We start from the raw sequence: 26,658 nt of genomic DNA, 5'->3' as shown, positions 1-26,658 counted from the left end.
CGGTCTTATACGGGTTCCAGAACGGTATAAGACCGTATTTTATACGATAACGAGGCTTTCAGACATCCTCCAAAACAAAACCGCACTTTAATGATTAACTTCTTGGTAGTTAGCCATTAAGCACCGTTCATGAAAACTTGGTATCAGATTGAAAAAGAAGAGGTTTTGAAAGAACTCCATACCGGAACCTCCGGTCTGAGCAACACCTCCATTCCTGACCTCCAGGAAAAGTTTGGCAGAAACGTATTAAACGAAACCAAGCGAAAAAGTAAACTCAGCATACTCCTATCGCAGTTTAAGGATGTGATGATCATCATTCTGGTCATTGCGGCTATCGTATCATTTCTGGTTGGTGAACATACCGACGCTTATGTCATCCTGGCAATTATCATTGGAAATGCCTGGATCGGATATGTACAGGAGTACAATGCGGAAGAGTCGGTTCGTATGCTGCAAAAGATGTCGGCCCAGTCGGCCCTGGTTATACGCGACAACCACCCGACTGAGCTGGAAGCTTCGGAACTTGTTCCCGGCGACATTATTTTGCTGGAAGCTGGCGATATCGTCCCGGCAGACGGGCGACTTCTGGAGACAAGCTCTTTCAAAACGGAAGAAGCTGCTCTTACCGGTGAGAGTCATTCGGTCGAAAAGATCACGGAAAGCTTATCTGCTGATGACCTTCTTCCCGGCGACCAGCATAATATGGTATTTAAGGGCACCACCGTTAGTAACGGATCGGCGAAGGCTGTTGTAACCGGCACCGGCATGGATACACAGATCGGGAGGATAGCAGGCTTGCTGGAGGTAAAAGATCAGCAGACTCCTCTGCAAAAGAGACTTGCGGTTTTTAGTAAGCAGCTTGCGGTGATTGTAATCGTCATCTGTCTGATTGTATTTGGAGTTGGCTTGTGGCGCGGTGAGCCGCCTTTTGCCATGTTCCTGACGGCATTATCGCTTGCCGTGGCCGCACTCCCCGAGGCGCTGCCTGCGGTAATCACCATCGGCCTTGCGGCGGGTGCCCGCAGAATGGTGAAGCAAAATGCGCTTATACGTATGCTTCCGGCGGTGGAGACGCTGGGCTCGGTAACCTATATTTGCAGCGATAAAACGGGAACGCTGACCCAGAACGTGATGACGGTCGAAAAGTTCCAGGCGGTGGAACAGCGTGAAGACCTCCTGCTCCAGGCAATGATGCTGAACAATGACGTGCGCTATTCTGCCACAGATGAGCTGCTTGGCGACTCGACTGAAACGGCACTGGTTAGTTATGCGAGGAGGCATGGCAACACAAGGAAAGATGTAGAAAACAGGTTTCCGCTTCTGGGAAAACTCCCTTTTGATTCTGTGCGTATGCGTATGAGTACACTGCACGGGCACGATCGGAAATGGATCATGTTTGTGAAAGGCGCTCCGGCTAAAGTTGCCGAGGTGCTTAGCGACAAGTATGCCGCTCAGAAAAATGAATGGCTCGAAGTTAACCGAAAATGGGCGGCAGAGGGCTTGCGAGTCTTGTTTTTTGCTTACCGGATATTTGATGAGCAACCGGAGCTCAAGGAGGATCTGGAAACGGAGCTGGATTTTCTGGGCATGACAGCCATGATCGATCCGCCGCGCGAGGAGGTGATTGATGCGGTACGGGAATGTCAGACGGCAGGCATCAAATCGGTTATGATCACGGGGGACCAACCTCTTACCGCTCTGGCCATCGCCGAACGCCTGAATATTGTTAGCGCGGGTAACGCCAAAAGCCGAACAGGAGTCGAGCTGTCGCAACTGTCGGGAGAGGAGCTAAAACGGGACATTGAAGATATCGCTGTGTTTGCCAGGGTATCTCCCGAGCAGAAGCTGAACATAGTAAAAGCACTGCAGGCAAACGGTGAGTTTGTGGCCATGACCGGTGATGGTGTGAATGATGCTCCGTCGCTAAAACAAGCCAATATAGGCGTGGCGATGGGTATCACGGGTACCGATGTAACCAAGGAGGCATCGGACATGATCCTCCTCGACGATAATTTCGCTACGATTGTTAAAGCGGTTAAAGAAGGTCGGAGGATTTACGATAATATCAGAAAATTCGTGCTCTATATTCTTTCCTGTAATCTTGGGGAGATACTCACCATTTTTCTGGCTCCCTTTTTCGGCTTCCCGATTCCCCTCCTCCCCATTCATATCTTATGGATCAACCTGGTAACAGATGGACTCCCCGGGCTGGCGCTGGCGGCAGAACCTGCGGAGAAAGACATCATGAACCGTCCGCCCCGTCCGCCGCAGGAAAACCTGTTTGCGGGAGGATTGGTAAAAAAGATCCTCGCAACAGGGGTAGTACTGGCAGCAGCGGCACTGTTTACGCAGTACTACGCCATTAGTCATGGCTTTGATACCGCTACTCAGCAAACGATGGTATTTACGGTACTTTGTTTTGTACAGCTGGTTAATGCGCTTTCCGTTCGATCATCAGGCCGCAGCATGTTTTCGAAATCTATTTTCTCTAATGGGGGAATGTGGGCTGCAATAATACTTACCGTTATCCTGCAGCTGTTGATTATCTACGTACCGGCACTTGACATCATTTTTAAAACGAGGCCTCTGGACCTGAAAGCGTTTGAGATAATACTGATCATTACTGCTGCATCGGCATTTGCAATAGAATTGATCAAGTACCTAACGGGGCCCAGGCGAACTTAGAGATAGTACTTCTCTCCATCCGTTTTAACCTTGCCGGCATCCAGAAGGTTGCGCAAAACAGCGACGCGTTCTTTTTCGGTGCCGGTATGCATCGCGCTGATCAGCTCTTCGAGGTTGAGATGCTGACCTGAAAGGATATCGACCAATTCATAGGTGATCTGCTCGCTGAGTACGGCCATTCCGGCTTTTCTTTTTTCCTCCAGGCATACATCGCAGGTACCACATTTATCAGCATTCAGTTCGTTAAAATAGCGCAGCAGCGTCACGCTTCTGCAGACATTCGTTTCAGCGTAATGTAGTATGGCATTAATCTGCCCTGTCATGACTTCCTTACGCTCCTTCATATATTGGGTATCAAGGAACATACTTCCGGCTTCCATCCTTGCTCTCAAATACTGCAATTGAGGCTTATCTGTTTGGGGCAAATAACTTAATAATTTATAGTCCTGCAGCTTGTGGAGCATAGACACCACTTCATCGAGGCTTTTTCCGGTCTTCCTGGCGATGTCGAACTCCTGAACGGGGCTGTAATTATCAAACATCCCACCGTAGGAACGCAGCATGACCTTGATAAAGGAGTCATAGAATGCATTCTCAATCTGGAAACGGTAAAGCTCTTCCGAAGAGACTTCTATCTGAACCCTGGAGGGTAAATAGACACTTTCGGTGAGCATCAGATATCCGTCATGCTCGAGGAACTTCAGGGCGCTGATGGTTTTCACGGCATCGAGCTTAAAGCGGGAGCAAAAGTCGCCGATATCAAAGTCAAAGACCAGCCCCTCTCCCGCACCATGGGCAATCTGGTAGTAGTTGCCCAGGCACTGGTATACATGACGAATCTCCTGCACGGGTGGAAACTGAAGTTCCAGTCGCCTTTCCAATAATTCGCGATCGCCTGGGTTATACAGAAGGACGGCATAGGCTTTCTTCTCATCGCGCCCCCCGCGGCCCGCTTCCTGGTAATATGCTTCCAGGCTTTCGGGAACGTCCATGTGAACGACAAAACGGACGTCTGGCTTGTCTATCCCCATTCCGAAGGCATTTGTGGCGACAATTACCCGTAGCTGCCCTTTCATCCAGGCAAGCTGCTTCTGGCTCCTTTGGGAAGTATCGAGACCAGCGTGGTAAAAATCAGACTTTATTCCGGCACTGTTGAGGAGCCGGGAAATCTCCTGGGTTTCGCGCCGGTTCCTGACGTAGACGATGCCGGTTCCCTGAACGTTTCGTGCTACAGAAAGAAGCTTTCTTACCTTATTCTCTTCTTGTGAGACCACATAGCTCAAGTTTGGGCGGCTGAAGCTCTTGGTGAAGACGTTAGGTTCCTTAAAGGCGAGCTTTTCCTGAATATCAGCGATGACGCGTACCGTGGCTGTGGCGGTAAGCGCCAGGATGGGCACCTTCGGCTGGAGCTGGCGAAGTTCGGCCAGCTGCAGGTAAGGCGGCCTGAAATCGTAACCCCACTGGGAGATGCAGTGTGCCTCGTCGATGGCGATCAGATTGACTTTCATGTAGCTAATCCGTTCCCGAACGAGAGATGAAAGCAAACGTTCGGGAGATATATAGAGGAATTTGATCTGTCCGTATACACAATTGTCGAGCAGGATGTCTACTTCACGCCTGGACATGCCCGAAACCAGTGAAACGGCTTCGATCCCCTTCTCTTTGAGTGCTTCAACCTGATCCTTCATCAGCGCTATCAGAGGTGATACGACAATGCAGATTCCGGGTTGTACGAGCGCGGGCACCTGAAAACAGACGGATTTCCCTCCACCAGTGGGCATAAGAGCTAGCGTATCCTTTCCGCTTAATACCGATTGGATGATGTCTTCCTGGAGCGGCCTGAAGGAGTCGAAGTTCCAGTATACCTTAAGTGCCTCGTATATTGTCATGACTTCAAACATACATATTTTTTGTGCGTTGAGATATGAGCATCGGTGCGGCCAGGGTCAAACTTTAATGACAATACTTGCCTTATGGTATAAGAAAGTATATTTGTATACCGTACCGATATATATCATGAAAAGACCCATACTGATACTTCTTACACTTCTTTTTCAATACGCATCTGCACAGGTAAAGTCTAACTGGAATGTGGAAAAGCCGGGAGGCCCTTCTAAAACGGTTTCATTTACTACTGATGAAGGAACATGGATGAACCTGGACGTCAGTCCGGACGGCAAAGAAATTGTGTTTGACCTGCTGGGTGATATTTACAAAATGCCCATTTCGGGTGGCAGGGCTACCTTGCTATCGGGGGGCAATGCTTTTGATGTACAACCCCGTTTCAGTCCGAACGGCAAGCAGATCTCCTACACGAGCGATCGCGAGGGCGGCGACAATATCTGGGTAATGAACAGCAATGGCTCGAACAAGCGTGCGGTATCTAAGGAGACTTTCCGTCTGCTGAACAATGCGGTATGGACGCCCGATAATCAGTTTCTCATTGGGCGGAAGCACTTCACCAACACCCGGTCTCTTGGAGCCGGCGAAATGTGGATGTACCATATTTCGGGAGGGGAAGGCGTTCAGCTGACCAAACGCAAGAATGATCAGCAGGATGCCGGCGAACCGGAGGTATCGCACGACGGAAAGTACGTCTATTACAGTGAGGATGTGAGTCCGGGTCCGTACTTTCAGTACAATAAAGATCCGAACGGCGAGATATACGCTATTAAGCGGCTGAACCGGGAAACGGGTGAGACTGAAAAAGTGACAGGAGGCCCGGGAGGAGCGGTACGTCCGAGGGTATCGCCCGACGGAAAGCTGCTCGCCTTTGTAAGGAGGGTACGACTAAAGTCTGTGCTTTATCTGCATGATCTGAGCAGCGGCGAAGAGTGGCCTGTTTATGATGACCTGTCCCGCGATCAGCAGGAGACATGGGCGATCTTCGGCGTTTATCCGAACTTTGCCTTTACTCCAGACAGCAAGAACATCATCTTTTACGCGAAAGGAAAAATCAGAAATCTGGATATCCTGTCGCAGACTGTGAGTATTATTCCTTTTGAAGTTAACTCCACACAGCTTGTTGCTGAGGCACTTCATTTTGAACATCAGGTCTTTAACGAGGAGTTTGACGCGAAAATGATCAGGCAGCTTGCCACGTCTCCGGATGGAAAGATGATTGCCTTTAATTCAGGTGGGTTCGTCTATTTAAAGGAACTACCGAATGGGCAACCGAAGCGTATATCTAATGGGACAGAGTTTGAGTACGACCCGAACTTCAGTCCTGACGGCAAGTCGTTGGTGTATGTGGCCTGGACTGACGAGGACAAGGCGTCTATCAAGAAGCTGGATCTTCGGACGCTCGATTCACAGCCGCTCACCACAGAAAAAGGCTTTTATTATACGCCACGCTACTCCAACAAGGGTGATAAGATCGTTTATGCGAAGGGTGGCGGCAACCAGATGCTGGGATACACGCATGGAAAGAATCCCGGCATATATGTCATTTCTGCCGGTGGCGGAACGCCTCAGAAAGTGGTGGGCAAGGGAGTGGATCCCTATTTCAACGGAAACGACTCACGGGTATTCTTCCAGAGTACACATGAAGGTAAAAAAGCTTTCATGAGTGTTGACCTTGGCGGTGGCAGCGAGCGTGTGCATTATCATTCCAAATATGCCAGTCAGTTTGCACCTAGTCCGGATGGCAAATGGCTCGCTTTCACCGAGCTGTTCAACGCGTATATCACCCCTCTGCTGAATACGGCTAGCGGTATTGAGCTATCGGCAACCAACAAGTCGCTACCGGTGACCAAAGTGACACGGGACGCGGGAATTTACCTCCATTGGAGCCACGACAGTAAGAACTTAAACTGGACGCTCGGTTCGCAATATTTCAGCAGACAGGTAAAGAATACTTTCAGCTTTGCTGAGGGTGCGCCCAATAACCTACCTCCTATAGATACCTCGGGCGTTGAAATCGGGCTGAAGATTAAAAGTGACGTTCCTGAAGGAAAAATCGCGCTGACTCATGCGCGGATCATCACGATGAAAGGCAAGGAAGTGATTCAAAACGGAACGATTGTAATAGAAGGTAACCGGATTACGGCTATCGGCCCGGCTGATCAGGTGAAGGTACCGGAGGATGCGAAGGTTATCAATGCGGAAAACCAGACCGTCATGCCCGGACTGGTAGATGTGCATGCCCATTTGCCGACTAGCCCGGACGGGATCTCCCCGCAACAGGACTGGAGCTACTATGCTAACCTCGCTTACGGTGTAACGACAGCTCATGATCCCTCCAGTAATACAGAGATGGTTTTGAGCCAGGCTGAAATGGTAAGAGCAGGAACGATAAAAGGACCGCGCATTTATTCCACCGGCACCATTTTATATGGTGCGGATGGCGATTTCAAGGCTGTGGTCAATGGCGCTGACGACGCCCGCTCTCACCTCAGGAGATTGAAGATGTCGGGTGCCTTTTCTGTAAAATCGTATAACCAGCCGAGAAGAGAGCAACGGCAGCAGATTATACAAGCGGCCAGGGAGCTGAAAATGCAAGTTTTTCCGGAAGGGGGCTCTACCTTCTTCACCAATATGTCAATGATTTTGGACGGGCACAGTGGTATTGAGCATAACATCCCGGTTATTCCAGTTTATAAAGACGTAAAATCTTTATGGAACGCCAGCAAAACGGCATATACTCCCACCCTTATCGTCAGCTATGGCTCACAATCCGGAGAAAATTTTTGGTACGACCGCACGAACGTCTGGGAGAACGAAAAGCTGCTGAGCTTTACTCCTCGAGGAATCATCGACAGTCGTTCGAGACGGAGGACAACATCAGAATTCGGCGACTACGGGCATATTGAAGTGTCTAAAGCCGTGAAATATATTGCAGACGGAGGCACCAAGATAAACATGGGATCTCACGGACAGATTCAGGGGCTTGGGGCTCATTGGGAATTATGGATGCTGGCTCAGGGTGGAATGAGTTCACATGACATTCTTCGCGCGGGGACAATCAACGGTGCATCCTACCTGGGGCTATCGAGAGAAATCGGGTCTCTGGAACCCGGTAAGCTTGCCGACCTGATCGTATTGGACGCGAATCCACTTGATGACATTCGAAATACAGATAAGATCCGACTGGTGATGGTGAACGGTCGCCTGTTCGATGCACAGACCATGAATGAAGAGGGGAATCATCCGATGCAGCATGCGAAATTCTGGTGGCAGCAGCTGAAAGGCGACACAATGGGTCCGGAAGGAACATCTGACACCTTCATTTTTACACACCCGAAGTGTGATTAATGGTTTCGGAGTTTTTAAATTAGGCAAATTGCTCGTATTTTTGACCATTCAAAAAGAAACACCCCTTCAAAAGACGATCATCGCCCATTTGCAGGGGCATTGTAATCATTAACTAGAAAATGAAGTTCAGACCATCCATTTTAGCTGCTGTATTCGTTTCGGCAGCAAGTTTTTCCTTTGCACAAGACAATCTTGTTAAATCATTAGACGCTAATCAGAGCAATAATAGCAAAGCAGGCTTTAAATTCACTGAAGTCATCAACCTGGAGACCACCTCTATCAAGAATCAAGGCTCGTCAGGAACGTGCTGGGCGTATTCCACCAATTCGTTCCTGGAATCAGAGATGATCAAACAGGGCCGCAAACCTGTGGAGCTTTCTCAGATCTATCCTGCACGCTGTGCTTACATCGAGAAAGGCAGAAATTACGTTCGCATGCAGGGTGCGGTAAGCCTTGGCGATGGCGGTGCTTTTCATGACGTGATTAATATGTACCGTAAATATGGTGCCTTGCCTCAGAGTGTTTATACTGGCCTTCATTATGGCACATCAAAGAATAAATTTGCTGAGATGGCCGCTGTTTCGCAGAGTATCCTTCAGGCAGTGGTTAAAAACCCGAACGGAACATTAACACCAAACTGGCTCGAGGCTTACACAGGTGCTATTGACGCTTATTTGGGAAAAGTTCCTCAGTCGTTCACCTTTGAAGGTAAAAGCTATACGCCACAGAGCTTTGCTAAGGAAGTGGTAGGCTTAAATGCTGATGATTATGTGGAGCTTTCATCCTTCAAAGAATATCCGTTGTACAAAAAGTTTACCTTGTTGGTACCCGACAACTGGTCATTTGATCAGGTGTATAATGTAAAGATGGACGAACTGACAAGCACTATCGACAATGCGTTAAAGAATGGCTACACAGTGGCATGGGCGACAGACGTGAGCGAGAAAGGCTTTAGCTGGAAGAACGGGGTTGCCTATATTCCGGAGAAGAAATATGAGGATATGAGCCAGGACGAGATCAATGAAATGTTCAATGGACCCAAGGCAGAGTTGAACATAACGGAAGATTTAAGACAGCTGGAATACGACAATTACAGCACGACCGATGATCATGGCATGCATATCGTTGGGCTCGCCAAAGACCAGAATGGCAAAGAGTATTACATTGTTAAAAATTCATGGGGATTATCAAATGATTACAAAGGGTTTTTGTATGTAACTAAAAACTTTGTTAAACTGAAGACGACTACCCTTCTTCTGAACAAAAAGGCTATTTCTTCTGATGTAAGAAAGAAATTGGGCGTTTAGCAACAGGTAAATATAAGCAGTAACGGCTGCCAGCACAAGATGCTGGCAGCCGTTACTGTTTTAAGGCCTGTTTTACGCCTTCCTATGCTCTTGGAATTTCTCTATTTTTGTTCAAAATATATCTGTATGTCTCAAAATATTATTCCCTCGGCCGGTAGTACACCTGCTTCTGCATTCGAAAGACTCTTAACCGTGATGAATACACTTAGAGAGCAGTGTCCATGGGATAAAAAACAGACCATGGAAAGCTTGAGACATCTGACGATAGAGGAAACATACGAGCTTTCTGACGCTATCCTCGAGGCAGACACGGAAGAGATCAAGAAGGAAATAGGCGACATTATGCTACACCTGGTTTTTTATACGAGAATTGCTTCGGAAAAAGGCCAGTTTGATATAGTGGATGTGCTGAACGGCATTTGCGAGAAGCTCATCATCAGGCATCCGCATATTTACGGTGACACCGTGGTTCAGAATGAGGAAGATGTTAAACAGAACTGGGAAAAGATTAAACTGAAGGAAGGCAATAAATCGGTTTTGGGCGGTGTACCCCCTTCCCTGCCGGCATTGGTGAAGGCTTCCAGAATACAGGAGAAAGCCAGGGGCGTAGGCTTTGACTGGGAAGATAAATCGCAGGTATGGGAGAAGGTGGAGGAAGAAATGCAGGAGTTTAAAGAGGAGTTCAATACGGTTTCAGGAGTTCCTGTAGATATTGAAAAGGCCGAAGCTGAGTTTGGAGACCTACTTTTCTCGCTGATCAATTACGCCCGCTTTATTAAGATCAATCCAGAAAACGCCCTTGAAAAGACCAACAAGAAATTTATTAAGCGTTTTCAGTATCTGGAGTCTAAAGCTGCCGAAAATGGCAAGGCTCTGCAAGATATGACGCTGGCAGAAATGGATATATTCTGGAATGAAGCGAAAACGATTTAAAACTTATATTTCATTGTAGCGAAACTATCCGGATCTGCGTATTTATAACATTATGATAGCAGATCGTTTTAAGTCAAAAAAGTAACTGAGCATTGATTAGAAACGATTCCAAGTCCATGCATAAACCCCAGAGTTTTTCTGAAACCGAGTTGATTTCAGGTTGCAAGTCGGGAGCGATAAAGTTTCAGGAAAAACTTTACAAGCATTTCTATGGGTATGCGATGGGCGTTGGGATGAGGTATTTACAAAACAAGGATGACGTATTGGAAGTGGTGAACGATTCTTTTATTAAGGTTTTCAAGGCGATAAATTTTTATGATGAAAACCAGCCTTTTAAGGCCTGGCTTCGAAGAATTGTTGTGAATACGTCTATTGATCACAGAAGACGAAACCTGAAGCATATGAATCAGGAAGACATTGATGAAGCTATTTATATTGGAAAAGCACCGGAAGCCGTGGAGAATATAAATGCAAAAGATATACTTAAACTACTCAACTACCTTCCGGAGATCCAAAAGACGGTATTCAACCTCTATGAAATCGACGGTTATAGTCATGACGAGATAGGCAATATGTTATCTATACCGGTCAGCTCCTCCCGCGTTTACTTAAGCCGGGCAAAAGACAAATTAAGAAAGCACTGGAATCATCAGGAGGGCAGCTATGCAAGATAATTTCGACAAAAAGTTTGCTGAACGTATTGTTCAGGTCTTCGATGAGTATGAGGATGACTCGGCTGATCAGGGATGGGAACAACTGCGTCTGAAGTATCAGCCTGCTAAGCGCCGCTCTGCGGTCACTTACTGGCTTGGATCAGCGGCGGCAATTTTATTGTTAATTGCTGGTGTGTGGCTTTTTTATCCGAAAGATGATAAAACCGAGCTTGCTTCTCATGAAAAACCTCAGGTGGCACCTTCACCTCAGCACAAAGGCCTTCCTGAACCGGGGAACGAAGCCCCCGCATTGACTGATATCACAACTGTGGAGACTGAAAGCGGAAGTGAAAGAACGCTTTATGCTACAAGGGCGAACGAAAGACACATTGAGCTAAACCTACCGGCTGAGGAACAAGCTGTCACTTTATCAGTGGCTGTTTCTGCTGCAAAAGACACCTTACCTGCAACGGTTTTGGAGCAGTCCGCCATGATCGCTTCTACAGATACCAAAGAACAAAAGCAGGAACCGGCGTCCACTATAACGAGCGAAGCCAGGAGGTCACAGCCAGCGGCTGTTCTTGAAAACTACGATCAGCTGCAGCAGGCTAAGCGTGAACTCCTGGCGGACGATGGCCCTAGGGGTCAGGAAAAAAGCAAGGACTCCAAGCTATCGTTTAGCCTGTATGCGGGTAGTCACGTATCGTATGCAGCGGGTAGCAAGTCACGGGTAAATACCGGTGTCGGCATCAGTTCTGAACTGGATCTGACGTCGAAGCTGAAGCTGACAACAGGCGTTTCTATAGCTCAGAATTCGCTTCGCTACGATTCGCGCATTCCTGAACAAGCAGCAGCATCTTTCTTAAGCTCAACCATGTCTACGAGCCAGAATCTCATGGTTGCTGGTCCTGATGCGAAAACTTCTGCTATCAATTACTCCATTCATGGTTATGATGCTTCTTTAATGGGCCTTGATGTTCCGGTTAACCTGAAATATACGTTCTTCGAGAAGAAAGACGAGTTGTATGTGGTAGCCGGACTGAGTTCGAACTTCTTCTTTGACGAAACATATACTTATGATTATGGATACAATTCTATTCATGACAGTTCTGTGGAGTCATTCCCGAACGAAAAGACGATTACCAGCACCAGCAGCTTCGACTTTGCCAGGATGCTGAACTTATCTGTTGGTTACGGATATTCGGTTGGGAAACAAAGCAAATTATCCCTGGAGCCCTTCTTAAAATACCCACTTGGAGGACTTGGTTCACAGGATATCCGTTTCAGCTCTGCGGGGCTTAATCTGAAATGGAACTTTAATTCCAGATAAGTTATTTGAACGTGATGGCTTTCACCGGGGAGATCCTGCTTACCAATGTTGAAGGAATAATCAGTACCAGCAGACAGATGACGAGTGTTCCGGCATTCAGTAAAAGTATATCGGTAGCTTCCAGTTCTACGGGCACAAAAGACATATAATAAGATGCCTGATCAAGCTTAAAGAAGTGCGTATGTGCTTGAAACAGGCCAAGACCTATTCCCAACACGTTTCCGAGTAACAGACCAAAACCGATCAGATATGCGGCATTTTGAAGGAAAATCTTCTGGATGCTCCAATTCGTCGCGCCAAGGGCCTTCAGTATACCGATCATGTTTGTTCTTTCCAATATGATGATGAGCAGCGCGGAGATCATGTTGATGATCGCTACCGCAAGCATCAGAATCAGGATGACTTCTGTATTGACATCCAGGAGGGAAAGCCACTGAAAGATGGTTTGGTAGTACTCCGTGATAGAATAGGCGCGCAGACCCATACTGATATTATCGTTGACGTTTAGGGCGGAATGATTGACGGCGTCGAAATGATTGACCCTTATTTCATAGCCTCCAACCGTGTTCGGCGCCCAGTTGTTCAGGCGTTGTACCACAGACAGATCTCCAATGACATAGGCTTTATCTACCTCCTCGATTCCGAGATCGTATATCCCCACGATATCAAACTTCCTTCTTCTAAGGGGCTCCTGCACAAAATACATCAGAAAGTCATCACCTACTTTTAGACGCATCCGATCTGCTATCACTTTAGATATTACAATTTGTCTTTTGGCTTTAACACTGTCGGTAAAGTCAATGACATCTCCGGAGACAAGTACGTTTTTGAAATAGCTCCAGTTAAAGCTCTTGTCTACTCCTTTGAGCATCACACCCTCCATCTCGTCATTGGCATTAATTATCCCTTGTTTTACGGCGTAAGGATAAATATGTGAGATGTTTGGAAGCTTTGAGAGCCGTGTAAGAGTATCGGGATGAATACTGAAGGGCGACGCCTCGTTAGATGCGTTTAAATCATATTTCATGACGATGATGTCGCCTGAGAAACCGCGTACTTTCTCGCGTATCTCAGACTTGAAGCCTTTAACAACGGCAACAGACAGGATCATCACGGCAAGACCGAGCATGATCCCCACAATAGCGATCCGTACACTGAGCCTGGAAAAAGTACGCTTTGATCTGAAAGTTATTCTATTTGCAATGAAAGAGGCGAAAGTCACGCTATAAAGTTTTTTTGTAATTTAGCAAAGATGCACATTTTTCTGCCTTGACAAATGCGGAGATATATCTTTACACACATGATAAAACCCATCATACCCCTCCTACTTACAGGAATTCTACTAAGCCAGTCTGTCGTATCCTGCGGTAACCCCGGACACTCAGGCAGCGCTCAACATGCTGATAAAGCCGCCTCCGGGATAAACAGCGGGCTGATAGATTCAAGCCCGGGAAACGAGCTGCAAACTGGTGCAGACCAGACATCAGAATATCTGACTGACCTGAAAGATATGAAGGTGGGGATGGTTGTGAACCCTACCTCCATAATCGGCAACACGCATAGTGTAGATAGTCTGAGATCTTTGGGAATCAACATTGTGAAGGTCTTCGGGCCTGAACACGGCTTCAGGGGCGAGGCCAGTGCTGGGGCCAAAGTCAACAGTAACATCGATGCGAAGACGGGACTTCCAGTAATTTCCTTGTACGGAAGCCATTATAAACCTACCGTTGAGGACCTGAAGGGAATAGACATTATGGTGTTCGATATTCAGGATGTTGGTGTGCGCTTTTATACCTACATCTCCACCTTACATTACATCATGGAAGCATGTGCAGAGAGCAAGATTAAGCTTATCGTTCTGGACAGACCCAATCCTAATGGCTTTTATGTTGATGGGCCAGTACTGGAAGAGAAGTTCAAATCGTTCATAGGAATGCATCCTATCCCTATTTTGCACGGCATGACGATAGGTGAATATGCCACCATGGTGAACGGTGAAAAATGGCTGAAAGAAAAGGTTAGATGCGATCTGAAAATTGTCAAACTTAAAGGATACACCCATGATATGGATTATACCCTTCCGGTTAAGCCCTCGCCTAACTTGAATACACAGCAGTCTATCCTGCTTTATCCATCGTTGTGCTTGTTTGAGGGAACGATTATTAGTCAGGGACGTGGAACCCACATGCCTTTCCAGGTGCTTGGAAGTCCTGCTTTAAAAGGAAAGTACGATTTTACCTTCACCCCCGTAAGCATAAAAGGCATGAGCGAGACGCCATTGCATCAGAACCAACTATGCTATGGACTTGATTTGCGCAAATATGATACTTCGGTATTCAAAAAGACAGGGCAGCTGAACTTAAGCTGGCTGATTGACATGTATAATGCGTATCCGCAAAAGGATAAGTTTTTTGACTTCAAACAGAGCAAGCAGATCAACAACTTCAACAGACTTGCTGGCAATGACAAACTGCAGAAGCAGATTGCTTCGGGCATGAGCGAACAGGAAATACGCGCCAGCTGGGAACCCCAGCTCGCGGCATATAAAGAAATGAGAAAGAAATACTTGTTGTATCCCTAGCTATGAGAATAATATTTATGGGGACGCCAGACTTTGCTGTAGCATCGCTGGACGCACTGATCAGAAACGGGAAAAACGTGGTAGCGGTAGTAACGGCTCCCGACAAGCCTGCAGGCCGTGGACAGAAACTACAGCAGTCCGCCGTAAAGCAATATGCTGTAGAACATCATTTACCGGTCCTTCAGCCGGTAAAGCTGAAGGACGAAGCTTTTCTACAGGAACTGAGCGCATTTAACGCGGACCTTCAGGTAGTGGTAGCATTTCGGATGCTTCCTGAAGTGGTGTGGAATATGCCGCCGAAAGGAACAATTAACCTCCACGGCTCCCTCCTTCCACAATATAGAGGCGCGGCACCGATAAATTGGGCCATTATCAACGGTGAAAAGGAAACAGGAGTTACCACGTTCTTCCTTCAGCATGAGATTGATACCGGGAATATTTTGTTTGCTGAAAAAGTGACTATTGGAGAAAATGAAACGGCGGGTGACGTGCATGATAAGCTAATGCTAGCAGGCGCAGAGCTCGTGGTAAAAACAGTCACCGCAATTGAAAACAATAACTATCAGGAGAGCCCTCAGGACGAGATTTTAAACGAAGAGGGTAATCCTCTGGACACAAGGCATGCCCCAAAGATTTTTAAGGAAACCTGCCTTATCGACTGGAGCAAGCCCGTGAGCGATGTGTATAATCATATCAGAGGACTAAGCCCTTACCCTGCTGCATTTACCCATTTGGACGGTAAAACACTGAAAGTTTATTCGGCCAGATATGAGCATGTGAAGCCTGAAGTGGAAGTTGGCGAGTACTTAAGTGATGGCAAGTCATTTTTGAAGTTCGCCTGTCCGGACGGATATATCTTTTTGGAAACTATTCAACTGGAGGGCAAAAAGCGGAACAGTATCGCTGAATTCTTGCGGGGCTACCGATTGTAGGGTTCTTTTTCTTTGTTCACTTCGATGCCCAATTTCTTCAATAGCAGGGAGGCATTGAAGGTCTTACACGCCCCGTTTTTCAGCTTGTAATCAAAGGTCATCTCCTCTCCCTGAACGCGTATATCGAAATAAAAATTCCGGATATAGTCCGGATACTCCTTTTCAAGCTCAGCGATCTGCAGATCATGCGTTGCTACTATCCCTACGGATCGCTGAGCGATAAGCCTTTCAATAATAGCCTTAGAACCCAGGTATTTATCCACCGAGTTCGTTCCCCTGAGCATCTCATCAATCAGAAAATAAACTTTTCCATCCTCCTGGAGAACGTCTAACAGGAATTGCAGGCGGTTTAACTCTGCTTTAAACGTTGAGATATTTTCGTTCAGGGAATCTTTGATCCTCATATACGAAAATATCTTCATGTTACTCAGTTCCATGCTTTTGGCACAAACGGGGGCACCACAGAGAGCAAGAACAGTGTTTATACCAAGAGTTCTTAAAAAAGTGCTTTTCCCGGCCATATTGGAGCCTGTAATGATATCAATTTTAAGGTCATCCGATAAATCAAAATCATTATTTACCCTCACATCTTCATGGATCAACGGGTGACCTATCTCTGTCGCCCGCAAAGTGTAACGGGATCCTGCACGGATAACCGGCATGCTCCATGACGGATAATTAATGTGCAGGCCAGCAATGCTCTGCAGGCACTCAAAAAAACCCACGCTTTGAAAGGCATCCTCAATGTAATCCTTATTGACCTCTTTCCATTCCAAAATAGCCGCATATTGCCTCACATCCCAGGCGAAACTAATATTAAGGATCGTACCCACAAACATGTTCAGTCGATAATCAAGCTTACTCATGATTTCGGAAAGATGCTGTATCTGGGCTGAAAGCGTCGTACTTGTTTCGGGCAGCGTAAACTTGCCGGCAAGCTCCTTACAGAGAGGAGAATTCCAATCTTCGGCCTCGACCATACGGAAGGCCCGTGAATAGTGTGAAAGTGTCTCCCCGACTCTTCCCATCATTCTTTCCGCTCTGTTTACCCGCTCATTAAATGCGATGACCAGAATGATGTTAGCAAGCCCGGCTGCAAACATAAGCAGCAAAAAAGGGGGATAAAAATAAGCTGCTACGGCCGATCCATAGAATACCCAGGGTCCTAGCTTTAGAAAGGACTTCACCCAGGGCTGTATGGATTCCTTACCCGTTTTAAGATACCTGAACAGCCCTGAAACCTCAGTTTGGCCTGATGAGGATTTAGCGAACAGGAGGGCAGCCTGGAACTGAACTTTCCAGGCCCTCTTCCCGGCTATCTCAAGAGAGGCGCTTTGGCGTTGGAGGATGGCAGCGTTTGGAGATGCATTCTTTAGCCAGGCAGCCATTTGGGTTCGGCCAAATGTCGTAGCGCAACGGTTGATCAGGTGATAAAGACTCTGTTTACCAAAAATATCAAGATCGGAAGTGTAGTTATGGTGGTCGTCTGTCCATTCGGTACCATCGTCATAGATATTCGTCCTGTTCCTGACACTTTCGAGTTCATTTTCATTTACTTGCAGGAGTGCCCGATTGAAATCCTTTAATGCGTTGAAATTGCTCTGTTTGCTCACTAACCATGCAAAGATGACGATGACCAGAAGCAGCGACAAGTAAAGGAACCAAACAGCTTCTGCCTTAACCGCGTTATAGATAAGGAATCCTCCTAGTATAAGCGTGCATACCCGAAGTACAGAATAAAAATTGATCTTCTTATTCAGCCGGCTGATCTCCGCAGAAGCCTTATCTATGTTTTCCTGGTAAATTTTCATACGATTTTATGTTGTTAATTATAGCAATAAAATCCAACTCTCCACCGAAATAAAAAAACCAGGAGAGATACAACCTATTTAGCTATCTTGTGTTGTGCTTAATATAGTATAAAAATGAAAGAAATGCCTATTACAGTCAAAAGGTCTATTGAACTTCTTGGCCTGTTTCTCCTTGTTGCTCTTATTATTCTAGGTAACAGCATAGTCATGCCTTTGGTAATGGCTTTTTTTATAAGCATCGTATTGCTTCCGGCCTACCGGTACTTCAGGAAGTTAAGATTCCCGAATTCGCTGGCGATCTTTTTGCCGATACTTCTAATGGCGACCCTTGTGGCGCTGATCGGCTGGTTTTTCTCCTCCCAGGTCGCAAGGCTCGTATCAGACTTCCCGCAGATACAAAAAAACGTATCTATGCACCTGAACTCCCTGAGCGGATGGGTCAACTCAATAAGTCATTTTTCTACTACCGAACAGTTAAATTTCATTAACGAACAAAGTAACAAGCTACTGACTTATGCGGGCACAATTCTCACAGGAGCGGCAACCTCCGTTACTTCGACGCTTGTATTTATTGCGCTGTTGCCGATATATGTGTTCCTGATGCTCACCTATAAGAATCTCCTTTTACGATTCATCTTTATGTGGTTTAAAAAGGAGGATCATACCAAGGTTGAAGACGTTCTCGGAGAAAGCGAAGCCATTATTAAGAGCTACCTTATAGGATTGCTTATCCAGATTACTTATATGACTATTCTTCTCGGTGGGATATTACTGGTATTGGGAATCAAGCATGCCTTGCTGATCGGTGTCCTCTTTGCCTTTTTAAACCTCATTCCTTATGTCGGCGCACTTATTGGCAACCTGGTGGGTGTAGTACTAACCCTTGCATCATCGCCCGAACTTACCCCTGTACTAATTGTTTTAGGTGTAATCGCCTTCGTTCAGTTCCTCGACAATAACATCCTTATGCCCCGGATCGTCGGCTCCAAAGTGCGAATTAACGCTCTTGGCACTATAGTCGGTGTGCTTGTGGGCGGAGCAATCGCAGGTGTATCTGGCATGTTCCTCTCCCTTCCTATCATTGCCGTTATGAAGATCGTCTTTGACCGCTCTGAGATGTTCAAACCATGGGGTGTACTCCTGGGTGACGAGATACCTGGTGAAAGTCCGATGAAAGATACCAGGCTGAGGATGAAGTCAGACCGGTTGAGAAAGCAGCTGGAAGTGGAAAACGACATCATCCCGGAAGATCATTCCGGTAAGAAGTAGCACCAATCTCTTGCAGTATCAAAAAAATGCCCCCATTAAGCGTCATCTAACTTAATGGGGGCAGTATATATTATCGGCTCAGCGGGTTGCCGAGATTTGCAATTAAAGTTTACTGAAATACATAGACTTCAGCTTCTTGTCATGACCATAAACATCATCAAAGAAGCGAACATGCCCTTCTGCGTCCGCAGATGCGGTGAAATAAACCAGGTATACGGGGAGTTTCGCCTTTAACGGAACATACTTCTCATTACCAGTCTTGATCTGTTCCATGATTTTCGACTTGTCCCATCCCCCTACATTACGCAGCAGATAAACTGCCAGATCAATAGGTTTCTCCACTCTTACACATCCATGGCTAAAGTCGCGCTTAGAGGCATTGAACAGCTGATCCGCCGGCGTATCATGGAGATAGATATTTCTTGAATTAGGAAAGATGAATTTCACGTTACCCAAGTCATTATTCGGGCCTGGTCTTCTTCTGACGATATACTTAAAGCCCGACGTACCCGCAGTTGACCAGTCAACTGAACCCGGATCTACGACTGTCCCGTCATTGGTGATAACCTCCATGTCCTTTGACGCCAGGTAGCCTGGATTAGCCCTTACAGAAGGTGCAATTTCATCTTTGAGAATCCCGGGAGGAATATTCCAATAAGGAGCCAGAACGATATGTTCCATCTTGTCATTGAAGATTGGAGTGGAATGGAGTTCCTTGCCAACAATAACTTTCATATTCATCACCTCCTTACCCTGCTCATACACCCTGAGCTTAAACTCTGGAATATTGACGATCAGATAATCAGTACCAAAGCTTTCGGGTATCCACCTCCAACGCTCCATATTAATGATGATCTGACGGATTCTATCCTCCACCGGAACGTTCATAAAACGGATGGTTTCTGCATTGAGACGCCCCGTAGCGGTCAGACCGCTCGTCTCCTGAAACTTCTTAAGTGCTGATTTTACATCACTTGAGAATATCGGCTTGTCGTCTTTCATCACCGTGCTATCTTTACCAAGAAAGGTTGCCAGCCTGGCTTTAAGAAGTGGCACCACAGGTGATGACTGCCCATCCGTTATTGTAGCATTGGCAGGTATTTTAGGCCATCCCCCTGCTTTCTGCACTTCTCTGAAGCTTGCCAACGCCTTTCTTAGATTGGCATATTCGGGATGATTGGGCCTGAATTCGATATCATCTTCCGCATTTTCGTTGAGGAACTTGGTGAGCGCGCTGCTGAGGTTCATCTTGTTCAGATTAATGTCCCAGTCGGCCTTTCGTGATTCGGAAGGAGCCAGGAGCCCTCTATAATAATCAGAAGACCAATTCAAATAAGACGACGTCAAAGCCATATCAATCTCCAGCTCCAGAGAGTCGCGTTTCTCCAGATCGCGCTTGATACCCTTAAAGTCTTTGAATAGCTTTTCGAAATCCACCAACTGGTAATCTTTCGGATCAAGGCCGTCTTCACCGGCTTTACCCAACTCGTCGATAAAGGCCTGCGCCTGCGGGACTAGTTCATGTCCTTTGAACCAGGCTAGCTCATAAGCCCTTTCTTTGTAAAAAAGTTTAGCCCAGTAAATATCATCCTTAAACCGGGGTTCTGCATTCATGTACTGTACTATATAAGTACTATCCATCAGGGGTTGATCACCTGACTTCCTCTTACTGCAAGAGGATGCTGAAAGAATGAACAATAGTGCGACAAGAAATGTCAGTGTGTGATTAATAGAGAATATTTTCTTCATAGAACGTGTTTTATTGATAACCCAAAAAACACTTCTTAGTTTTTATTACTGCCACTGACCTTAACGCCCCTGTGGCCTATTCTCTCCACAAAAAGGGAAATAGAATAATCGACGCGGAAATAACGATTAGATTTATGGCGACAAGTACTCCGATCTCGTTGTAGCTAACTGTGCGGTCCAGGCCGTCCATCGCGTTCTTCGAAAACTTAATGAGCACCATCAGCAACGGTATAATCACCGGAAAACTCAATACTGCCATCAGTGCTCCGTTATTTCCGGCCTTGGAAGAAATTCCGGAAATCATGGTAAAAACACAAGCAAAACTGACACTTCCTATGATCACGGCAAGAAAATAAAACAGCGGGTCGCCTATCGGATTGCTGAACACCAGCGTATAAAAGCCGATCGCTATCGTCGAAAGCAGCAGCATCAGGAAGACGTTGTAAATGATCTTGGAAAGAATAACCGCTTTGGCACTTGCAAGGGTATAATAATACAACTGCCTCCCTTTATTCTCTTGTGAGAAGCTTTTAGAGATGGCATTAACAGAAGCAAACAGCATGATGATCCAAAACAGTGCGTTCCAGGTTACAGGATTTATCTGCTTAAAAGATAAGTAACACACAAAGATGGTAGACACCACATATAAAAGAATGCCGTTCAATGCATATTTTGAACGCCATTCCAATATAATCTCTTTATGAATTAGATATTTTACCTGACCGAATAACCCCATCTTATCAGTAACTACTCTAGCCTACAACTTTCACCTTTTTGCTGCCCCTGCGGGAAGCAATGAGCATGATAACAGATCCGGCAGCGAGCAATGCCCAACCCAACCATCTGTACTTTACCAGGCCGGTAGCGGCCTTGGCAAGCTTCTTAAAGGGAATAAAACTAAAAGAGTCGTTCACCTTTAGATATATAGCGAGCAATGTCAGCAGGATAAGAACCACCTCTGCCCATCCGGCAAATTTCAGTAGTCCGTCGCGTCCTGACACAGAAGCAAGCACACCCAGACCAGCTACGACATATACGACAGAGGCCATTCCGGTATGCAAGTCCCAGTAATTCCAGTTACCCATAATAGGGACATGAAGCATTGGGCTCATCGCTCCCGCGATAACAAGCAGGGAGCCAAACAGACCCAGGTAATTCTTTGAGCTCATGATATTTTACTTATTGTTTGATCTCCATTTTCTCTGCAAAGTGAGCGCAGTAGTCTCTAAGATCTTCAACGATATTAGTTTCTCCTGTTGCTCTCAGGAAACTGTCTGCCATGGTCTGCAGGGTTTCATAAAAAAAACGTTTCATCTCATCAACAGGCATATCTTTTGTCCACAAATCAATACGCAGGGCATTTTTGTAATTGTGATCCCATAAGGATAAGATCATCGCTTTAGCAGCCAGTTTTTCCTGCGTCTCCGCATCTGTGGATTCCCATGTCAAGACTTCGGGCACATTATTATCGTCAAGTTCAACGGTTATTTTAATTTCTGCTTTTTTCATTAGAGTACAATTTGTTTTTATTCTTTACCATTCACTTTCTTTGGAATAAGGGAGCACTATAGCCGCTTCATTATCAACATCAGAGCCACTATCAAGCTTATAAAAATCAGCTCTATCAACCATATCCGCTTCAGGTTCTTCAAAATCCCCCTGAAAAGAATATCCGAAGCGATGCTAAGCAGCAGGATTCCCGCCAATAACCAGACACTGGCGCTGAAGCTATTCGTTTCCTCGCCAAAGATAGTATAACCGAGAATAACCACTAGCACCGCCGAGGTTAAGTTCAGCGGAGTAATCCTTGAAGTCATTATTTTTTACCTCCTCTTGATGATTTGGCACGCGAGGCCTTGCTTCCAGAACTCCTGCCTGCACTTTTCCCGAATCCGGCGACGCGGCCTCGTCCCGGATTATTCTTCGCCGCGATGACGTGTTTCTTCTCGTGGAAAGCACCTTTGAATTCAGGATCTTCCTTTCGCATCTGCATGTCAATTTCACGGGCAATGTCCTGTCTTTCGTTGTATGGTGTTTCCTCTACGAAAACCTCATCCGGAATCTGGGCTACAGGTATCTGCTGACGGATCAGCTTTTCAATTTTATTGATATAATAGCGCTCGGCCTCATTGCAAAACGTAATAGCGTCACCACTTTGCAAAGCGCGTCCCGTACGTCCGATGCGGTGGACATAATCTTCAATAATGATGGGCACATCAAAGTTGATCACATGGCTGACATTCGTAACATCTATGCCTCGCGAGGCAACATCGGTGGCCACAAGAATCCTCACACTACCCTCTTTAAACGCGCTGATAGAGTTAATACGGGTATTTTGCCCTTTATTAGCATGAATTACCTTCACCTGCTCCTCTCCATGCCGCCTTTTCAGGAAACTATAGATATTGTCGGCAACAGTCTTTGTCTTGCAGAAGATCATAATTTTATGAAATTCTTCCACGTTTTTTAACAAGTGCTGTAAAAGGTTAATTTTTGTCTTAAGGTTGGGAACATAGTAGAGCAGCTGCTTCACCGTCTCGGCGGGCGTTGCTTGCTCGTCTACCTCCACCACCGTAGGGAATTTCAGGAAATCGCCCGATATCTTGCGGACAAGCTCGCTCATGGTAGCAGAGAACAGCAAATTCTGCCGCTTGCGTGGTACCACCTCAAGAATCCGGTGAATAGAGCCAATAAAGCCCATATCCATCATCTTATCGGCTTCATCTATAACCAGAAATTGCAGTGATTTAGTGGATATATGTCCTTCCAGATAAAGGTCGAGGAACCGGCCAGGCGTTGCAACCAGGATATCGAGGCCAGCAGCGATATTTGCGATCTGAGTCTTAGGGCCCAAGCCTCCGTAGATAACGACGGTCCTTAGATCGGTATACTTTGCAAACTGCTTGATGTTCGCCTCAATTTGCATGGCCAGCTCCCGCGTAGGAGCCAGGATCAGCGCCCTGATGTCCGTTCCCTGAGCATACTTTAATTTCATGAGCATAGGCAACACATAAGCGGCAGTTTTACCTGTCCCTGTCTGTGCTATTCCCATCACATCCTGACCCGACAGGATAGGTGTAATCGCTTTCTGCTGTATAGGCGTCGGGTCTGTGTACCCCGCATCGGCAATTGCATTAAGAATTTGCCGGTTTAATTTAAAATCTTCGAAAGAAGGCATTCGGCAAAGATACTATTTAGTTATCAGCTCTGCCCATTGATTGATAAATGCTTAACTTCGCTCCTATATACCAAGTTTTCTATGTCATCCATTCTGATCAAATCTGCAACTATCGTAAATGAAGGAAAATCTTTTGAAGCCGACGTTTTTATCCGCGACGGCTTAATTGAACATATCGCGCAAAGCATCGATAAGAAAGCCGACAAAGAAATAAATGCAGAAGGATTACATCTGTTGCCCGGATGTATCGATGATCAGGTGCATTTCAGAGAACCCGGATTGACCCATAAAGCCGAGATTTTTACCGAAAGCCGGGCTGCCGTAGCAGGAGGCATTACCTCTTTTATGGAGATGCCGAACACTGTACCCAATACTGTTACCCAGGAACTTCTTGCAGATAAGTATGCTATTGCATCTGCCCGATCCCTGGCTAACTATTCTTTTTTCATGGGCGCAACCAATGACAACATGGAAGAGGTGCTGAAAACAGACCCCCGCAACGTATGTGGCATCAAGATCTTCATGGGCTCTTCAACCGGCAACATGCTCGTCGATAATGAGAAAACGCTGGAAACCATCTTCAGCTCCACACCCATGCTGATAGCCACCCATTGTGAGGATGAAGAAACCATCAGAAGAAATATGGAAGCTTTCCAGGCAAAATACGGCGATCATATCACCGCAGACATGCATCCGTTGATCCGTACAGCGGAGGCTTGCTACAAGTCATCGTCAGTTGCAGTAGAACTCGCCAAGAAACACGGTTCCAGATTGCACATTCTCCACATCTCTACAGCACTTGAAACAGATCTGTTCAGCAATACCCTGCCTCTCGCAGAGAAACGTATTACCGCCGAAGCCTGCATACACCATCTTTGGTTTTCTGATAAAGATTATAAAGAAAAGGGCAACTGGATCAAATGGAACCCAGCTGTTAAGACAGAACACGACAGGGATGCTATATGGAAAGCCGTTCTTGACGGCAGAATTGACGTTATCGCTACTGACCATGCCCCTCATACGATTGAAGAGAAAACACGGCCCTACCTGCAGGCTCCTTCCGGTGGCCCGCTAGTGCAGCATGCCCTCACAGCCATGCTGGAAATGAGTAAACAAGGAAAGATCAGCATCGAGAAAGTCGTAGAAAAAATGGCACATCATCCTGCGATATGCTTTAACATTGAAAAACGCGGATTTATAAGAGAAGGTTACTGGGCAGACCTGGTACTTGTTGACCTGAACAAGGCCACAACGGTTTCTAAAGAAAACATCCTTTCTAAGTGTAACTGGAGTCCTTTCGAAGGCTATACGTTCGGCTCCGCGATATCACATACAATCGTTTCGGGACACCTCGCTTATGAACACGGAAACTTTAACGAGGCAAAGCAAGGTGAACGTTTGCTGTTTAATTAACGGCGACTAGTGAATGATCTTAAACACCATCTCTTTCAATAGCTCTCCACTGTCGGTATTCCCGGTGGAGTCTACCCCTTTGGTTTTCAGGTCGTACTCCCGCAGTATACTTATGATGTCAAACAGCCTGCCCATGTTGTAGTTCTTTGCTGCCAGCTCATAGTCTTTGACAAAATAAGGATTGACTCCGAGCTCACGCGCCAGGTTAGACGAACTGCGATCCTGAATATAATGGAACTTCAATATTTTAGTGAACCAGGTATTCAACGCTCCCAGAACCATCTGTATAGGATTAGCCTTCGGGTTTGATGCAAAATAAGTGATGATCTGATTGGCCTTCAAAATATTGCGTTTTGCCAGAGCATCCTGCAGCTCAAACACATTGTATTCCTTACTGATACCAATATTATTCTGAACATCGTCCACTGTGATCTCATTCCCTTTCGGAATGTTCAGCATCAGCTTGTCGAGCTCATTGGAAATCTTTGAAAGATCAGTGCCCAGATACTCGGCAATAAGGGCCGACGCCCGGGGATTCATCCTGTAGGCTTTCTCCCGGGCATAATCCTCTACCCAGCCAGGTACCTTATTGTCGTAAATAGTGGCAGACTCAAAGATACAGCCCGACTTTTCTATTGCCTTGTAGGTTTTCTTCCGCTTATCAAACTTCCCATGCTTATAGCAAAAAACGAGAATGGTACTTTCCAGAGGCTTTTCCAGATAAGCCAACAAGGGATCCTGATTTTTCTTGTCGTCGCCTTCTTTGCTCCACTTCATATCCTGTGCTTCCTTGATCAGTACGAGCTGGTAATCGCTCATCATCGGGTAGCGCTTGGCAGAATTAAGGACAGTCAGTACATCCGTTTCCCGACCGTAGAGAACCGTCTGGTTAAATCCCTTTTCAGCCTCAGAGAGCAGGTTCTTCTCTATATAGTCACTAAAGAGGTCAATATAGTAAGGCTCCTCGCCATGGAAAAGATAAACCGGCCTGAACTTTCGGGCCTTGAGGTCATTTAATAAAGCGGAAGCCGTCATAGCGTTAGCGAAGATACGTCAGATTGCCGAAAGCTGGAAAATGATTTTTTTTTATCAACTTTGAACGTGCATTTTCAACCCTATCCCCTCAACTTACCGGCCTACCCTTTTAAGCTCAGAAAAGGCGATGACACCACCTTTATTTTTGACGAGATAAGGAAGAAGTTTCTGGTACTTACGCCTGAAGAATGGGTAAGACAGCATATCGTGCAATATATGATCCAGGAGAAGGGCTACCCGAAATCACTGATCAAGCTGGAAGGCGGTTTAAAACTTAACTCCCTGCAAAAAAGGACGGATATTGTAGCCTTCAATTCAAAAGGAGAAAAAGTCCTGCTTGTGGAGTGTAAGGCACCCACGGTTAAGATCAGCCAGAAGGTCTTCGACCAGATTGCCAGATATAATATCGTCCACAAGATCCCCCTGCTGGCTGTAACAAACGGACTGGAGCACTACTATTGTCAGATTGATTTCGTAGCAAAAGGGTACAATTTCCTGGAGTCGCTTCCTTCCTACAACAGCCTATAAG

General features: G+C 46.2%; 21 protein-coding genes. 11 read left to right on the top strand and 10 right to left on the bottom strand.

Annotated features, from left to right (window positions below; genetic code table 11):
- Positions 1-129: 129 nt before the first annotated feature.
- On the top strand, positions 130-2,685 hold the full coding sequence (locus ACKI5J_RS09120) for a cation-translocating P-type ATPase (RefSeq protein WP_407428720.1): 2,556 nt from the start codon (positions 130-132) through the stop codon (positions 2,683-2,685).
- Here ACKI5J_RS09120 and ACKI5J_RS09115 read toward each other — a convergent pair.
- Positions 2,682-4,574 carry an ATP-dependent DNA helicase RecQ gene (locus ACKI5J_RS09115; protein ID WP_407428718.1) on the bottom strand — a complete coding sequence of 631 codons (1,893 nt, stop codon included), beginning with the start codon at positions 4,572-4,574 and terminating at the stop codon, positions 2,682-2,684. The genes ACKI5J_RS09120 and ACKI5J_RS09115 overlap by 4 nt on opposite strands.
- Positions 4,575-4,701: 127 nt before the next feature.
- Between ACKI5J_RS09115 and ACKI5J_RS09110 the strand changes: the two genes are divergently transcribed.
- The 5 genes from ACKI5J_RS09110 (at position 4,702) to ACKI5J_RS09090 (ending at position 12,161) form a co-directional block, all read left to right on the top strand.
- Positions 4,702-7,938, top strand: a complete 3,237-nt coding sequence (locus tag ACKI5J_RS09110) for an amidohydrolase family protein (RefSeq protein ID WP_407428716.1) — start codon at positions 4,702-4,704, stop codon at positions 7,936-7,938.
- Positions 7,939-8,057: 119 nt separating this feature from the next.
- Entirely contained in the window at positions 8,058-9,245 is a 1,188-nt protein-coding gene (locus ACKI5J_RS09105) for an aminopeptidase C (RefSeq protein ID WP_407428714.1), read from the top strand.
- Positions 9,246-9,371: 126 nt separating this feature from the next.
- A complete protein-coding gene (gene mazG / locus ACKI5J_RS09100) occupies positions 9,372-10,178 on the top strand; it encodes a nucleoside triphosphate pyrophosphohydrolase (RefSeq protein ID WP_407428712.1) in 807 nt (268 codons plus the stop codon).
- A 116-nt stretch (positions 10,179-10,294) separates the two neighbouring features.
- Positions 10,295-10,852: an RNA polymerase sigma factor gene (locus tag ACKI5J_RS09095; RefSeq protein ID WP_407428710.1), complete on the top strand. Its 558-nt coding sequence runs from the start codon at positions 10,295-10,297 to the stop codon at positions 10,850-10,852.
- Positions 10,842-12,161: a hypothetical protein gene (locus tag ACKI5J_RS09090; protein ID WP_407428708.1), complete on the top strand. Its 1,320-nt coding sequence runs from the start codon at positions 10,842-10,844 to the stop codon at positions 12,159-12,161. The genes ACKI5J_RS09095 and ACKI5J_RS09090 overlap by 11 nt, the downstream gene beginning before the upstream one ends.
- A 1-nt stretch (position 12,162) precedes the next feature.
- Here the strand turns inward: ACKI5J_RS09090 and ACKI5J_RS09085 are convergent, their stop codons facing one another.
- A complete protein-coding gene (locus ACKI5J_RS09085; RefSeq protein ID WP_407428706.1) occupies positions 12,163-13,383 on the bottom strand; it encodes an ABC transporter permease in 1,221 nt (406 codons plus the stop codon).
- Between the two features lie 78 nt (positions 13,384-13,461).
- On the opposite strand from ACKI5J_RS09085, the gene ACKI5J_RS09080 reads away from it, so the two are divergent.
- Positions 13,462-14,742: an exo-beta-N-acetylmuramidase NamZ domain-containing protein gene (locus ACKI5J_RS09080; protein ID WP_407428704.1), complete on the top strand. Its 1,281-nt coding sequence runs from the start codon at positions 13,462-13,464 to the stop codon at positions 14,740-14,742.
- Positions 14,743-14,744: 2 nt separating this feature from the next.
- A complete protein-coding gene (gene fmt, locus ACKI5J_RS09075) occupies positions 14,745-15,674 on the top strand; it encodes a methionyl-tRNA formyltransferase (protein WP_407428702.1) in 930 nt (309 codons plus the stop codon).
- Here fmt and ACKI5J_RS09070 read toward each other — a convergent pair.
- A complete protein-coding gene (locus tag ACKI5J_RS09070) occupies positions 15,662-17,485 on the bottom strand; it encodes a MutS-related protein (protein ID WP_407428700.1) in 1,824 nt (607 codons plus the stop codon). The two genes, fmt and ACKI5J_RS09070, sit on opposite strands and share 13 nt — an antisense overlap.
- A 123-nt stretch (positions 17,486-17,608) precedes the next feature.
- Between ACKI5J_RS09070 and ACKI5J_RS09065 the strand changes: the two genes are divergently transcribed.
- Complete coding sequence (locus ACKI5J_RS09065; protein WP_407428698.1) at positions 17,609-18,754, top strand: AI-2E family transporter; 1,146 nt, start codon at positions 17,609-17,611, stop codon at positions 18,752-18,754.
- Positions 18,755-18,856: 102 nt separating this feature from the next.
- Here the strand turns inward: ACKI5J_RS09065 and ACKI5J_RS09060 are convergent, their stop codons facing one another.
- The 6 genes from ACKI5J_RS09060 to ACKI5J_RS09035 all read right to left on the bottom strand — a co-directional run bounded on the left by ACKI5J_RS09060 (position 18,857) and on the right by ACKI5J_RS09035 (position 23,681).
- Positions 18,857-20,503, bottom strand: a complete 1,647-nt coding sequence (locus ACKI5J_RS09060; protein ID WP_407428696.1) for a murein L,D-transpeptidase — start codon at positions 20,501-20,503, stop codon at positions 18,857-18,859.
- A 76-nt stretch (positions 20,504-20,579) separates the two neighbouring features.
- A complete protein-coding gene (locus ACKI5J_RS09055) occupies positions 20,580-21,239 on the bottom strand; it encodes a heme exporter protein CcmB (protein ID WP_407428694.1) in 660 nt (219 codons plus the stop codon).
- A gap of 16 nt (positions 21,240-21,255) precedes the next feature.
- Complete coding sequence (locus tag ACKI5J_RS09050; RefSeq protein ID WP_407428692.1) at positions 21,256-21,672, bottom strand: hypothetical protein; 417 nt, start codon at positions 21,670-21,672, stop codon at positions 21,256-21,258.
- Positions 21,673-21,682: 10 nt separating this feature from the next.
- On the bottom strand, positions 21,683-22,012 hold the full coding sequence (gldC, locus tag ACKI5J_RS09045) for a gliding motility protein GldC (RefSeq protein ID WP_106294215.1): 330 nt from the start codon (positions 22,010-22,012) through the stop codon (positions 21,683-21,685).
- A 56-nt stretch (positions 22,013-22,068) separates the two neighbouring features.
- A complete protein-coding gene (locus tag ACKI5J_RS09040; protein WP_407428690.1) occupies positions 22,069-22,320 on the bottom strand; it encodes a hypothetical protein in 252 nt (83 codons plus the stop codon).
- Complete coding sequence (locus tag ACKI5J_RS09035) at positions 22,320-23,681, bottom strand: DEAD/DEAH box helicase (RefSeq protein ID WP_407428688.1); 1,362 nt, start codon at positions 23,679-23,681, stop codon at positions 22,320-22,322. The genes ACKI5J_RS09040 and ACKI5J_RS09035 overlap by 1 nt, the downstream gene beginning before the upstream one ends.
- 81 nt (positions 23,682-23,762) lie before the next feature.
- Between ACKI5J_RS09035 and ACKI5J_RS09030 the strand changes: the two genes are divergently transcribed.
- Positions 23,763-25,094 (top strand): dihydroorotase, encoded by a 1,332-nt coding sequence (locus ACKI5J_RS09030; RefSeq protein ID WP_407428686.1) that lies wholly within the window; start codon positions 23,763-23,765, stop codon positions 25,092-25,094.
- Between the two features lie 6 nt (positions 25,095-25,100).
- Here ACKI5J_RS09030 and holA read toward each other — a convergent pair whose 3' ends face one another.
- A complete protein-coding gene (holA, locus tag ACKI5J_RS09025; protein WP_407428684.1) occupies positions 25,101-26,129 on the bottom strand; it encodes a DNA polymerase III subunit delta in 1,029 nt (342 codons plus the stop codon).
- Between the two features lie 66 nt (positions 26,130-26,195).
- Between holA and ACKI5J_RS09020 the strand changes: the two genes are divergently transcribed.
- Positions 26,196-26,657 carry a type I restriction enzyme HsdR N-terminal domain-containing protein gene (locus ACKI5J_RS09020; RefSeq protein ID WP_407428682.1) on the top strand — a complete coding sequence of 154 codons (462 nt, stop codon included), beginning with the start codon at positions 26,196-26,198 and terminating at the stop codon, positions 26,655-26,657.
- Position 26,658: the final 1 nt, after the last annotated feature.

Origin of the sequence: Arcticibacter sp. (genome assembly GCF_045629565.1) — a bacterium.
In the GTDB taxonomy this organism is placed as follows: Bacteria; Bacteroidota; Bacteroidia; order Sphingobacteriales; family Sphingobacteriaceae; genus Arcticibacter.
This window is presented reverse-complemented; position numbering and strand designations above follow the sequence as displayed.